The sequence below is a fragment of the Salipaludibacillus neizhouensis genome (assembly GCF_002886185.1).
GTDB classification, from domain to species: Bacteria; Bacillota; Bacilli; order Bacillales; family Salisediminibacteriaceae; genus Salipaludibacillus; species Salipaludibacillus neizhouensis.
Genome location: NZ_KZ614146.1, coordinates 2,349,704 through 2,362,647, shown reverse-complemented (window position 1 = coordinate 2,362,647; position 12,944 = coordinate 2,349,704). Strand labels below are relative to the sequence as shown.

General features: G+C 37.0%; 11 protein-coding genes. 5 read left to right on the top strand and 6 right to left on the bottom strand.

The window, feature by feature from the left end; translation table 11 throughout:
* Nucleotides 1-198 precede the first annotated feature (198 nt).
* Together CEF18_RS11105 and CEF18_RS11100 are read left to right on the top strand one after the other, a co-directional pair.
* The gene (locus CEF18_RS11105; RefSeq protein ID WP_110936536.1) at nucleotides 199-2,442 is read left to right on the top strand and encodes a poly(ethylene terephthalate) hydrolase family protein; all 2,244 of its coding nucleotides are present in this window, start codon (nucleotides 199-201) and stop codon (nucleotides 2,440-2,442) included.
* A gap of 39 nt (nucleotides 2,443-2,481) precedes the next feature.
* Entirely contained in the window at nucleotides 2,482-3,927 is a 1,446-nt protein-coding gene (locus tag CEF18_RS11100; protein WP_110936535.1) for a DEAD/DEAH box helicase, read from the top strand.
* 140 nt (nucleotides 3,928-4,067) lie between these two features.
* Here the strand turns inward: CEF18_RS11100 and CEF18_RS11095 are convergent, their stop codons facing one another.
* The 4 genes from CEF18_RS11095 to CEF18_RS11080 all read right to left on the bottom strand — a co-directional run bounded on the left by CEF18_RS11095 (nucleotide 4,068) and on the right by CEF18_RS11080 (nucleotide 6,610).
* Nucleotides 4,068-4,520 (bottom strand): hypothetical protein, encoded by a 453-nt coding sequence (locus CEF18_RS11095; protein WP_110936534.1) that lies wholly within the window; start codon nucleotides 4,518-4,520, stop codon nucleotides 4,068-4,070.
* 51 nt (nucleotides 4,521-4,571) lie between these two features.
* Nucleotides 4,572-5,270: a hypothetical protein gene (locus CEF18_RS11090; protein ID WP_110936533.1), complete on the bottom strand. Its 699-nt coding sequence runs from the start codon at nucleotides 5,268-5,270 to the stop codon at nucleotides 4,572-4,574.
* Nucleotides 5,271-5,291: 21 nt separating this feature from the next.
* On the bottom strand, nucleotides 5,292-5,777 hold the full coding sequence (locus tag CEF18_RS11085) for a DUF456 domain-containing protein (protein ID WP_110936532.1): 486 nt from the start codon (nucleotides 5,775-5,777) through the stop codon (nucleotides 5,292-5,294).
* Nucleotides 5,778-5,860: 83 nt separating this feature from the next.
* Nucleotides 5,861-6,610, bottom strand: a complete 750-nt coding sequence (locus CEF18_RS11080; RefSeq protein ID WP_110936531.1) for a sulfite exporter TauE/SafE family protein — start codon at nucleotides 6,608-6,610, stop codon at nucleotides 5,861-5,863.
* Nucleotides 6,611-7,290: 680 nt separating this feature from the next.
* Here CEF18_RS11080 and ppc point away from each other — a divergent pair.
* Nucleotides 7,291-10,047 (top strand): phosphoenolpyruvate carboxylase, encoded by a 2,757-nt coding sequence (gene ppc, locus CEF18_RS11075; RefSeq protein ID WP_110936530.1) that lies wholly within the window; start codon nucleotides 7,291-7,293, stop codon nucleotides 10,045-10,047.
* Between the two features lie 226 nt (nucleotides 10,048-10,273).
* On the opposite strand, the gene CEF18_RS11070 is transcribed toward ppc, so the two are convergent.
* Nucleotides 10,274-10,579, bottom strand: a complete 306-nt coding sequence (locus CEF18_RS11070) for a hypothetical protein (RefSeq protein ID WP_110936529.1) — start codon at nucleotides 10,577-10,579, stop codon at nucleotides 10,274-10,276.
* A gap of 256 nt (nucleotides 10,580-10,835) precedes the next feature.
* Between CEF18_RS11070 and CEF18_RS11065 the strand changes: the two genes are divergently transcribed.
* Nucleotides 10,836-11,831 (top strand): zinc-binding dehydrogenase, encoded by a 996-nt coding sequence (locus CEF18_RS11065; RefSeq protein ID WP_110936528.1) that lies wholly within the window; start codon nucleotides 10,836-10,838, stop codon nucleotides 11,829-11,831.
* Between the two features lie 57 nt (nucleotides 11,832-11,888).
* Here the strand turns inward: CEF18_RS11065 and CEF18_RS11060 are convergent, their stop codons facing one another.
* Nucleotides 11,889-12,182 carry an MTH1187 family thiamine-binding protein gene (locus CEF18_RS11060; protein ID WP_110936527.1) on the bottom strand — a complete coding sequence of 98 codons (294 nt, stop codon included), beginning with the start codon at nucleotides 12,180-12,182 and terminating at the stop codon, nucleotides 11,889-11,891.
* Between the two features lie 190 nt (nucleotides 12,183-12,372).
* On the opposite strand from CEF18_RS11060, the gene CEF18_RS11055 reads away from it, so the two are divergent.
* The gene (locus CEF18_RS11055; protein ID WP_183040897.1) at nucleotides 12,373-12,672 is read left to right on the top strand and encodes an HPr family phosphocarrier protein; all 300 of its coding nucleotides are present in this window, start codon (nucleotides 12,373-12,375) and stop codon (nucleotides 12,670-12,672) included.
* Nucleotides 12,673-12,944: the final 272 nt, after the last annotated feature.

Here is a 12,944-nt window from a genome sequence, read left to right as displayed (position 1 = left end):
CTTGAAGTACCTCTAAATCAGTTAGGGGTTCTTCAGCGTCGGTGCTTATTTTTTTGGGGAAACAAACTTTTACTAAATTCATTTTTCCTGATAGCAGTTTGGTTTGGTATAATGACAGAATAAATAATAGTTTCTCTTAGTACTACGAATGTAGAACTGATTATCATTTCAAGCAAATTAAGGAGTAAATATATACTAATGAGCATGAGCAGATGGATAACGAAGAATAAATTGAAAAGAATTTCTTTATGGATGAAATCAAGAATACAACGTACTTTTGAGTACGACACTTACTTTTGGCGGATGACGACAATCGGAGTTTGGATATCAGTAATCGTTAGTGGCATCCTCGCGGGGCTTGGAAACCCAACAGGTATTGGTACATTAATTGATCTAATCATCTATTTTATCATCAATAATTTTGTTTTTATGATCGCTGCAGTTGTTCTTGCGACGCTTCTTTCTTTTATGTACGTACCTGTACCACGGCTATTACTTGGCAGTTTAGTGTATGCGGGAGGATTAGTTTACTTTATTCTTGATGCACAAAGTTTAAGTCCTTTATTTTCAGTAGTAATTGGTTTTAGTTTTCCTGTTGTAGGGATGATTCTAGGTATTGTTGTAGCTGTTTATACGCGTAGTACATGGAAACTGGAGAAGAAATTTATTGTCTCATTAATACCCATTTCAGTATTGTTCATTGTAACAGCGTTCATTGTATCTGGTGATAAAAGTGAAATTCAACGTTCATTTTCTGAGAATGATCCATTCGAACCTTTGCAACTAGAAAATCCTGGATTAATGGGAGAGAATGAGTTTTCATTCTTTACTTTCGGAAGTGGCACGGATAAACGTCGCAGCGAGTACGGGGAAGAAGTTGGAATTGTTTCAAAATCAGTGGATGCTTCTGAATATATTACGAAGTGGAGTGGAAGAAAAGAATCTTTTTGGGGGTTTGATGAAACTGCATTGCCTTTAAATGGACGAGTTTGGATGCCTGAAGGAGAAAAGGAATTCCCACTAGTGCTTATGGTGCATGGAAATCATCGCATGGAGCACTTTTCCGATGAAGGATATCAATATTTAGGTGAGCTTCTAGCTAGTAGAGGTTTTATTGCTGTCTCCGTTGATCAAAACTTCTTGAACTATTCAGGATGGTCGGGCATTCCGAATGATGATATGAAAATGAGGGCATGGGTTTTAATGCAGCATCTGCAGCAAATCCAAGACTATGAAAAAGAAGAAGACAATCCTTTTTATAATCGTATAAATTTTGATCAGGTAGCAATAGTTGGTCATTCAAGAGGTGGACAAGCAGCTGCCATGGTCGCCGATTATAAGAAGTGGTTTGAAGAGGATACTACTCTCTCAGGAATGGAAGATATCCATATCGAATCGGTGGTTGGCATTGCCCCAACGGATAAAACAGTGGATGATGAGAGAGCCAGGTTAGAAGAAGTAAATTATTTACTTTTGCAAGGATCCCGGGATGGAGACGTGAACACCTTCCAGGGAGATCGGCAATATTTACGATCTTATTTCTATGAAGTATCGAATCGTTTTAAAGCATCTGTGTATATTGCGGAAGCGAATCACAGTCAATTCAATACGGACTGGGGTCGAATGGATATGAGACTTCCAGGAGGGATCTTTTTAAATCGTCAACAAATGATGAATGAAGAAGCGCAACAGGAGGTGGCCAAAGTGTATATTTCTGCCTTCCTTGAAACAACCTTGCTTGGTCAGGAGGAATACCGGGATTTATTTCGTGACGTTCGTTATGGTCAAGATTGGTTGCCTAATAATCAGTATATCACTCGGTTTGAAGATGGAAATTATGTGACTTTTACTGATTTTAATCAAAGTCAAGAGGAAATCCACTATATGGATGGAGTTGAAGTAGAGCAAGAAGGCTTCCATTCTTGGGATATTGATCGGGCTGAAGATCGCAGGGATGTAAACAAAGGAGTAAATGGGGTAGAAATGGCATGGAAAGAAGAAGCACAATTCACGATTGAATTAGAGGAGGATTTTCTAGCCGAGTCTTTCTCAGAAAACCTCGACAGCTTTCAGTTATCGCTAACTAGTTTGGATATGGAACGAGAAGCGCGCGAGGAAACAGAAACGCCAGTAATCGAAATAGAAATGACTTCCGATAATGGAGAAGCGTCTCTTGTTACAGCAGATCCATTTAGACCGGTGAATTTTCCAATTGAAACACAATACACGATCTTGCCATGGTTTGATGATATTATGAGAGATGAGAAGTATGAGGAATCGGAAGCACCGGTTTTTCAAACTTATGAATTTCCTATGGAGGAATTTCAAGAGAACAACAGAGCTTTTCAATCTGAAAATATAACAGAGATTACAGTATACATTTCCAATGGACCCGGAAAAATAATGATAGATAATTTTGGCTTTTTAATGAATGAACAATGAGATTGGTAACTGACCTGAAAATTGATAAGGAGTGAAGGTATGACGGAGGAAGAATTTACAACAATGTCGTTAAGTGATGACATTACTCGTGCTTTGAACAGTTTAGGATATGATCAACCAACGGATGTGCAAAAACAAGTCATTCCACTCGTATTAACGAAAAAGGATGTCACGGTCAAAGCACAAACGGGAAGCGGAAAAACCGGCGCGTTTGCGATACCGATATGTGAAAGTGTTGATTGGGATGAAAATAAACCGCAGGCACTCGTATTGACACCGACTCGAGAGTTAGCTACTCAAGTCAAGGATGAAATAACGAATATAGGCAGGTTCAAACGTGTAAAAGCTACCGCGATTTATGGAAAAGAGCCTTTTGCAAGGCAAAAAAGTGAATTAAAGCAAAAAAGTCATGTCGTAGTTGGGACTCCGGGAAGAGTATTCGATCATATTGAAAAAGGAACATTAAGTCTTGAAAAAGTGGCATTTTTAGTCATCGATGAAGCGGATCAAATGCTGAATATGGGATTCATCGATCAAGTAGAAGCTATTATTAAAAAAATTCCTGCTGAACGAACAACCATGCTTTTTTCTGCCACTCTTCCTAACGATGTACAGACTCTTTCCAATCAGTATATGAAGGATCCAGTTCAAATTGAAATTGCATCGACAGAGGTAATTAGCAGTGACATTGATCAATCACTTTACGAGTTGGATGAATCTGAAAAGTTTTTATTATTGAAAGAAATAACTGTTGTGGAAAATCCAAATAGCTGTATTATTTTTTGTCATACACAAGAGAGAGTGGATGAATTATATGAGGAGTTAACAAATTTGGACTATTCTTGTGAAAGGCTGCATGGCGGCATGATGCAAAAAGATCGTTTTTACGTGATGGATAAATTTAAGCGGGGTTCTGTTCGGTATCTTGTCGCAACCAATGTGGCTGCTAGAGGAATTGACGTCGAGACGATTGCTCTCGTCATAAACTTTGATTTTCCTATGGAAGCTGCGGACTATGTACACCGAATAGGGAGAACTGGAAGAGCTGGGGAAAAAGGAAAAGCCATGAGCTTTGTGACGCCTCGTGATCAGAGAATCTTAGATGAGGTTGAAGCATATATCGGCTTTGAAATTAAACGCGTGGAACCACCAACAATAGAAGAAGTTTCTAATGCTAAACCTGCTTTTTTAGAAAAGATGAAAACACGTCCTGAACAGAAAAAAGATAAAAATGAGCAACTAAATAAAGATATTATGAAATTGTATTTTAATGGCGGGAAAAAGAAAAAGATTAGAGCTGTCGATTTTGTAGGTACAATTTCTAAGTTAGAAGAAGTTTCAGCAGATGATATTGGGATTATTACCATACAGGAAAATGTCTCCTACGTGGATATTTTAAATGGTAAAGGACCTTATGTATTAAAAGAAATGAGAGATACAACAGTTAAAGGAAAACAGTTAAAGGTTCACAAAGCTAATAAATAAATTTTTCAAGTGTCAACCTGCATGTAATTCTAATACTGTCTTGTTCTAATTAAACCAACTGTTTATATAAAAATGCCATAAAATAAAAAAAGGAGTATCAACAGGTCCTGATGACCGTTGGTGCTCCTTTTTTAGTATTCTTAAATTTTCGTAAAACCCTCTTCGGTTAAATACTGAGTCGCTTCCTTATAAGAAGTGAATGTTCCATCTAACTGTTCATCTGCATAAACATTCCATAAGTCGTCTTCGTGCACTAACGCTAATGTCTGCGTGTTCTGGTTTATGAATAATTCCTCTTCAAATTCTTCCTCGTCTTCAGGAGTCAAAGAAACAATCGCATTTTCCAGTACATTACGAAGCGCCTTCTCCGTGAAGTCCCGAATGTTTACCATCCCTTTATCATTGGTTTCGTAACCAGTTAATTCACCAGCATACACGAAGCCATTTCCGTTTGGATGTAAATGATAGACCACGTTTTTCTTATCTGTAGCACTTTCACTAAAATGAAAATTCACTCTTCCTAAGGAAACATCTTTTCTCTCTAATGCGGGAAAAGATTCAATAATTTCTAATTTTTCTTCAAAAGTTAACATAGTTCCTCCAGTTATCATAATCAAAATCCTAATTGCTTATTATACCATAGTCTACGTCATTTTATTTCTTATTAAATCCTCGAGCTCGTTGAGAAAATTTTCATTGTATGACGTCATCGTGTGAACTCTTGCTTTTAAAAGAGGAATATCATTTTTGCAAGTGCGAGATTCGCACACGACGAATTCTTGCCTTGAGTGAATCAAATACATTTTTCTTTTCTTACATAATGTGCATGTTGCCCGAACAAGATGAGCTAACGCTTCTTTTGAGAATGCCCCATCCGTTAAATCTTTATTTTCTTTCGTAAGTTCTTGAAATAAAACAGCGTTTGTTGCTGCCCTGGCGGTTCGTTTCACTAACGTATCAAGCTTAAGGATGGGTTTAGGATTACGTGTCGGGTTCCTTCGTACTTTAATAGTATCAAATTCATCCATTTCCAAAAGACCATATCCGATTGGTATTTCCTCTTTTGATAGAAGCCCCACTGGAGTCATCAAATATGCGTAGTCGGCAATAGCATGATAGCCATAGGAAGCAGCCAAAACCTCATCACGGAGAAAGTCTTCGCGAGATATCTTTACTTCAATAATACGTGATTCTTTACGTTTGAAATTAATACCAAGTGCATCAGCCTTTAATTTTTTTCTTCGTGCATACAACTTAACCTCGTTTGCGCAAAGGTCAGTCATTTTATTTTTTAACCAATATAAGGATTGCTGTTTAAAATACTTATGTAACGGGCCTTCCATGATTTTAACTCCTTCCGAGTGCTAGAAAATAAGAACATCTACTAAAAAGATTCCAATAAGTATAAGCTGAATCATTCCTTTGGCAAATGTACTCGTCAGGAAGCCTAGCAGTGTACCAACAGCGGCTTTGAATGAATGGCTTAGTGAGTGTTGTTGTAGCAATTCGATGACTAAAACTAATACAAAAGGTACAATTAAAATACCAAAAGGCGGTATAATAAAGCTGCCAACAATCAGTCCTAAGGTCGCAGCTGTCATTCCATGTTTTGAAGCACCATATTTCTTAACAAAATACATGCTAGCCAGATAATCAGCAACAAATATAGCAATGGTCAATGCTATCAGAGATCCCCAAGTCCACCATAACAATGCAGAGGCATCTATAAAAAAGTAATAAAGAATAATTCCAACCCAAAGCATTAATACTGCCGGAATGATTGGATATATAAGACCGATGAAGCTAATAATAAATAATGCAACAATAATAATCCAAATAAGAACGTCCATGTTATTCACCTCTCCTAAATTATAGTTTACTCAACTTGATCTTCTAAAACAATTATTTAGATAGGAGATGTGGTCAAAAGTAATTATGGGAGTAATAATTGTAATCCGCCAAGGAAAGACAGGACAAGGATAATTGTATTAAATAGTTTCTGTGGTATTAGAGGTAAAAACTTAATGCCAATAACTGCACCAATAATTATAAAAGGAAGCAGCCATAAATTAATTGACAATGTTTCCAATGAAATAAGACCTAAGCTAGTATACATAGGGACTTTAATGAGATTGACGGTTAGAAAAAACCATGCGCCGGTTCCGATAAATTCTTTTTTTGGTAAAGCTATGGCTAGTAAAAAAATGGCCATAATCGGTCCAGCTGCATTTCCAACCATTGTTGTGAAGCCCGCTAGCGTCCCCATGAAAATGATAAAGCTTTTTGACTGGGGAAGAGCTGCATTCGATTTGTTCATGAAATATTCTCTGCTGAATTGAACTACAATGAGAGATAATACAATTGTACCTATAATCATTTCAATCGACCTGCTACTTGAATTGAACAGTAACAGTAAATATCCTGAAATAAGACCACCTAAAACCCAGGGAACGAGTTTCCACAAGGTAAGCCAATGAACGCTTCTGCGATAATAGGTGACCGCAATAATATCACCAGCAATGAGCATCGGCAGAACAATTCCGATTGACTCTCTAGCAGGAAAGACAGATGCCATAGTTGCGACGACTAAAATACCGAGCGTTGGTAAGCCAGTTTTAGATATGCCAATTAACATTGCCGAGAGGATTATTAATGAGATTTGAATAGCGCCTAATTCAATCATTACCGTTTCAACTCCAAAATAAATTAATTATTAATGACTACTCTAGTTATACTAAAAATAAATGATTTAGTCATATATTATTTGAATATTAGATGGTTTTATTATTTTTAAAGAAGTGTTTGGAGAAGCGAGAGGCGGCTACTCAAGTAGAAAGCAACAAACGGACTTCATGTAACTAGTAACCGCAGAAAGGAAGAGAAGTTAGATGGATTTGTCCGATAACAGGGTTATTTATAAAAGACGAGTAAGATAAAAAAACTTTTTGCAACGATAGATTATTGTTCTTTTCTTGCTATATGTGTGAAGTGGAAAACTCAAGCTCTTCATAGCTTCAGTTGTCAAAAAGGGATCACCAGAAGGTTCAACAAATGTCTATTATTCCATTCTTCTTAATTTGTCGAATAGGCAGAAATATGCTATGTTAAAACCTATTACTTATTTCCGAGGGGAAATTTTGGGTTAGTTTTTCGACTAATGAAGAATAGTTGTACAGTAATAATCAGAAATATTTGTTTTTTACACAAGCTGTTTGATAGAATAGAACTAATAGCAGTGAAAAATTCTTTGCATTTTTCGGGACGCTTTTTGTCCATGGTGGATAAGTTTTGTCCTTATCATCATGATCGACAATCTGCGTAATATTTGATTAAATGCAATCATTTTTACAGGAGGTTCAATCAATGATAAAGGTAGAAGATAATAATTCATTATTACGTAACGATGTGAAAAAGCTAGGAAACATTTTAGGTGACATTTTAAAACAACATGGTGGAGAAGAACTTTTTAACATCGTGGAAGGCATTAGAGAAACAACAAAAGACTTGAGAAAAAATTATAATGAGGTTTCTTACGACAAGCTAAAAAAAGAAATCCACGAGTTGCAATCACCAACAAGACAACATGTTATTCGCGCCTTTTCAATTTATTTTCATTTAGTAAATATTGCGGAACAAAATCACAGAATTCGCCGAGCTAGACAATATCAGCTCGAAGATGATGGTGTTATTCAGCCGATTTCTATTGAAAGTGCAGTAACAACAATGAAGGCAAATAACCACTCCGATGAGGTTATCCAACAGATTATCAATGATTTATCGATTGAACTTATTATTACTGCACATCCGACAGAAGCAACAAAGAGAACTGTGCTGGAAATTCAAAAGCGAATTTCTTCTATTTTACAGGAATTTGATAATCCAATGTTAACGAAAAAAGAACGAAAGCATTTAGATGGAAGTCTTGTTAACGAAGTAACGGCTTTATGGCAAACAGATGAACTTCGCCATCGTAAACCAACTGTTTTAGACGAAGTGAAGAATGGTATTTATTACTTCGATCAGACGTTATTTGATGTTTTACCGGATATTCACTCTGAATTGGAAGAGCAATTGGATAATTACTACCCGACAAATACATGGGAAGTACCTAACTTTCTTTCTTTCGGATCTTGGATTGGCGGAGACAGAGACGGGAACCCATTTGTAACACCGGAAGTAACTTGGGAAACGTTAAAGTTGCAAAGAGCACTAGCATTAAAAAAATACGATGAGCATCTTGTAGATTTAATGAAGCGTTTTAGTCAATCTACGACTCGAATTAGCTTTAGCGATGATTTCATTCAAAGTGTTGAAGAAGAAGAGAAGACGTATTTGAAAAAAGGCGAAGCATGGCCAGTTAAAACAGAAATGTATCGTCGTAAATTTGCAGTTATGTTAAAGAGAGTAAGACAAGTCGGGAAATCGAAAAGCGGCTATAATAATTCAGAGGAACTTATTGATGATTTATTGATGATTCAAAAAAGTACGAAAGATCATCAACCGTCTGATAATAAATTAAAGACATTAAATAAATTAATCCGCCAAGTTCAATTATTTGGATTTCATTTAGCAACACTGGATATTCGTAACCATAGTGGAGAACATGAGACAGCGATCTCTGAAATCTTAAAGGTTGTTAATATTACAGATAATTACCCTTCATTTTCTGAAGAAGAAAAATTAAAGGTTCTCGAAAAGGTCCTTCAGGATCCACGTCCATTAATGTTATTAAATGAAGATTACACAAAGGAAACGCAAGAAATTTTTGATAACTTTAAACTGATTAAACAAGCTCATGATGAGTTTGGACCACGATCTATTGAAGTGTACCTTGTAAGTATGACTCAATCTGCCAGTGATTTACTGGAAGTTTTAGTATTAGCTAAAGAAGCGGGAATTTATCGTCTTCATGCAGATGGAACTGTAGAATCAGGTTTGCACGTAGCACCACTTCTTGAAACAGTTAACGACCTTATTGCTGGACCGGAAATTATGAAGACGTTGTTCAAGATGGACGTCTACCGTAATCACATTCATGAGCGTGGTGATCACCAGGAAATCATGTTAGGGTATTCCGATGGCAGTAAAGATGGAGGAACGCTAACAGCTAACTGGAAGCTATTTAAAGCACAGCAGGAAATTCATGATATGGCGAAGGAATTTAATATTGCACTGAAGTTTTTCCATGGTCGTGGTGGCTCATTAGGACGAGGAGGCGGACCGCTTAATAGAAGTATTCTTTCTCAGCCTGTAGAGACGCTTGGCGATGGTGTGAAGATTACGGAACAAGGGGAAGTACTTTCAAGCAGATATCTTCTTAAAGACATCGCTTATCGTAACTTGGAGCAAGCGGCATCAGCGCTAATAAGTGCATCTTCTAAAGTATGGAATCATGCTTCAGACGAAGGATTCTTCCGTGATCAAGCATGGGAAGATGCAATGGAAGAGATCTCCCAAAATTCATTAGATAAATACCAATCACTTGTCTTTGGAGATGAAGATTTCTTAACCTATTTCAAACAAACAACTCCTTTAGAGGAATTACGAGAACTAAACATTGGTTCTAGACCTATGAGTCGAAAAGGCAGCGAAAAGTTTGAAGATTTACGTGCCATTCCATGGGTGTTTGCTTGGACTCAGTGCCGACAAATGTTACCTGCTTGGTTCGCAGCTGGAACTGGTCTTCATTCCTTTGCGTCAAAGGATGATGGGAACCTTGAAATGCTGCAAGATATGTACCAGAAATGGCCGTTTTTCCAATCAACCATTAATAATTTACAAATGGCCCTAATGACCGCTGACATGCAAACTGCAAAAGAATACATGACGTTAGTGGAAGACAAAAGTATTGCTGATAGAATTTTCGGGGAAATACAACAAGAGTATAATAAAACAAAAGATGTGCTGTTAAAGATTTCTGGAAATGAAGAACTTCTTGACCATACACCGAACATCCAAGAGTCCATTCATCGCAGAAACCCTTATGTAGATCCACTGAATTTCCTTCAGGTAGATCTTATCCAAAGTATGCGTGAATCAGATGAAAAGTCTGAAGAACGTTTGACTGATGTATTGTTAACAATTAGTGGAGTAGCCGCAGGGCTAGTGAACACTGGTTGATCTCTTTTCCGAAAGAAGATGGAATTAACTAGGAACATTTATATTGCTTGAAACAGAAAGGGGATGACTAAAGTCATCCTCTTTTTTTTATCAAGATAAGAATGTATAAGTTGACAGCTATCTTTACGCCACGCGTGTCAAGAGAAACCCACGCTTGACACTTAAATGATTGTGGCTAAAGATCACGCTGTATTTAACAAAAGACGCTACGCGTTTTTCTTACTTTCTAAAACCCGGACTGATTTTCAGTAGCAATCTGCTGTAATTTTTTCATTAAATGTGGGGTTCTTCGAAGGACAAAGATGCTTGTTTTCCGGGAGTGGAGATAGGCATGATTGATTGATATCAAGTGTTCTTTCATTAAGACATTCATTTCTTTTGGTCTATATTCCTTGTTTATAAGACATATGTGATCTTTATTTGAAATTTTTATAAGCGTCCATAAAACACGTTTATTTGCGGGTGATAGTTGTTTCATCTGCTCAAAAACATGTCTTTCTTTTTCAGGTAAATCCTCTGCATCTAGCTTCAATTGATACCACTTCCTCTCCAGAAGCATTCCTATTAATTATATAGTAACACCTTTGATTTTTGCATACTATAAACAGGCATGAACCCCTTTCTTTTTTATAAATACAAAATCCGATAATCAAGTAAACTTTTTAAAGGGAGGACCTATTTCTTATACATACGATCTTATTTTTGCTAAAATGAGGAAAAGAAGGCTGATCCCGATCATGCTCAATATATATTTGTGTTATTGGTAAAATATAAGGAGGCGTAAAATAATGAAAGCGTTTGTACATGAAGGAAGCAAAGGACTAACTGGAACCTCATATCGTGATATGAATGAAGAGTCTCCGGGTAGGAAAGAAGTAAAAGTGAGAATGAAAATCGCAGGCTTAAATCATCGTGACCTTTCAATTTTAGAAAAACGTGAAGAAACTGATCCTCCCCTCATTATTGGATCTGATGGTGCTGGTATCATTGATGAGGTAGGGGATGATGTCACTAGTGTTTCCGTTGGTGACGAAGTGATTATTAATCCTAGTTTGGGATGGTTAGATAAAAGTGAAGCACCACCAGAAGGATTTCAAATTGTTGGGTTACCAGGTCATGGTACTTTCTCAGAATCAATCGTGATTTCGGAAAATAACATAGAACCAAAACCACCTCACTTATCGTGGGAAGAAGCGGGGGTACTATCGTTAGGAGCACTCACGGCGTATCGAGCTTTGTTTACTAGGGCAAATATAGATACTGGAGACACTGTTCTGCTACCAGGAATAGGTGGAGGTGTTGCAACGTTACTCTTGTTATTTGCAAAAGCAGCAGGTGCGAGAGTCATCGTCACTTCAAGATCTAACGAAAAACTAGAAAAAGCGTTAGAATTAGGTGCTGACGTAGCGATTGACAGCGAGGGTGACTGGGATGAGTCATTGCATGGTGAAAAAGCGGATATCGTCATTGAAACGGTTGGAGCAGCGACGTTTAATAAGTCATTAAATCAATTAAGACGTGGTGGAACCATTGTGACATTCGGATCTTCAACTGGAGATGATGTTACCTTCAATCTTCGTGACTTTTTCTACGGTCAAAAAAACCTTCTAGGCTCGACTATGGGAAGTCGTGCTGAGTTCCGGGAGATGCTTCATTTTATTGGAAAACATGAGGTTAAGCCTGTTATGGATAAGACTTTTCCATTAGCGGATACAAAGGCAGCGATGGAAAGATTGAAAGAGGCAAAACAGCTTGGCAAAATTGCTATAAAAATAGATAATTAAAAGAATGCTCCCTGAATGAAGTTCAGGGAGCATTCTTTTCTTGTGTTCTAAAATTGTCTAACTATTTTTAACGTGATCGACTTGTCTATCTAAGCTGATAGGTTTATCTATTCGATCGTCAATCGTAATATTTGTTACTACCCTTTTTGCACCATTCCCTATCTCATTATGGTGAATTTCCTTGGCCACATCCATAATATCATCTAGGTCGCCTTCAATAATTGTTGCAGTCGGTGTGACTTGATAAGATAGGCCTCTTTTCTTAATAATGGATACGGCTTCTTCTACGTCACTACTAAAACTTTCTGATTGAGTTCCAACGGGAACAACACTTATTTCTAATAATGGCATGATTTAGCCTCCTAAAAATATTCAAAATGTTAAATGATCTTAACGTTCTTACAGATAACATTTCCTGTTTCGTTTTATTTTAAACATACGTACTACTGAAAGTAATTTGGAAAGTCTTCTGACAACATGGTAGAGATGTAAAAAAACCCCTGTTATACTTCAGTCAACCCAATAAATGGAGGTGGAAAGCATGCCACATAAGAGTGTATTTTACCTTCAGGAAGCTTTTAACAGCCAGAAAATCATTGAATTTGTCACCATGACGAGTAAGTTTTCTAGCGATGTTTATATTCAAGTCGGAAATAACTCATACAATTCTAAAGCAATTTTAGGGGTTGTAAACTTGATTCTCACGCTGAAAAAAGGGGAGAAATTCACAGTATCGGTTAATGGAGAAGATGCTGAGTATGCAGAGGTAGAAATAAAAGAATTTTTTGCAGGGTTGAAATCACCACATTCTACAAATAAAGTTTTGTTTAAAAGTAGGTAAGTAATAGCCATCTGCTTTTAAGAAGGGAAATAGAAACTGCTAATATATCAAATAAAGTTTATCGATTCAGGGAACTCATTAGGAGAAAACTCTAATGGATTCCCTTTTTTTAATATGGAGGAGCTCGAATCCACTCTAGATATATTCGGTAGGTGCTACCGAGGTAGCACCTACAAAAGTAGCGGGGAGAAAACAGGAGCATGAGTGAGTATCAGAGAGGAAGGATGATCGATTTTTCGGTAGGTGCTACCGAGGTAGCACCTACAAAAGTA

Bases quoted from the DNA above. Each gene is read 5' to 3' on its own strand.
- CEF18_RS11085 (WP_110936532.1), bottom strand. From the start codon at position 5,777: ATGGACGTTCTTATTTGGATTATTATTGTTGCATTATTTATTATTAGC.
- CEF18_RS11090 (WP_110936533.1), bottom strand. From the start codon at position 5,270: ATGGAAGGCCCGTTACATAAGTATTTTAAACAGCAATCCTTATATTGG.
- CEF18_RS11080 (WP_110936531.1), bottom strand. From the start codon at position 6,610: ATGATTGAATTAGGCGCTATTCAAATCTCATTAATAATCCTCTCGGCA.
- CEF18_RS11065 (WP_110936528.1), top strand. From the start codon at position 10,836: ATGAAAGCGTTTGTACATGAAGGAAGCAAAGGACTAACTGGAACCTCA.
- ppc (WP_110936530.1), top strand. From the start codon at position 7,291: ATGATAAAGGTAGAAGATAATAATTCATTATTACGTAACGATGTGAAA.
- CEF18_RS11060 (WP_110936527.1), bottom strand. From the start codon at position 12,182: ATGCCATTATTAGAAATAAGTGTTGTTCCCGTTGGAACTCAATCAGAA.
- CEF18_RS11105 (WP_110936536.1), top strand. From the start codon at position 199: ATGAGCATGAGCAGATGGATAACGAAGAATAAATTGAAAAGAATTTCT.
- CEF18_RS11055 (WP_183040897.1), top strand. From the start codon at position 12,373: ATGCCACATAAGAGTGTATTTTACCTTCAGGAAGCTTTTAACAGCCAG.
- CEF18_RS11100 (WP_110936535.1), top strand. From the start codon at position 2,482: ATGACGGAGGAAGAATTTACAACAATGTCGTTAAGTGATGACATTACT.
- CEF18_RS11095 (WP_110936534.1), bottom strand. From the start codon at position 4,520: ATGTTAACTTTTGAAGAAAAATTAGAAATTATTGAATCTTTTCCCGCA.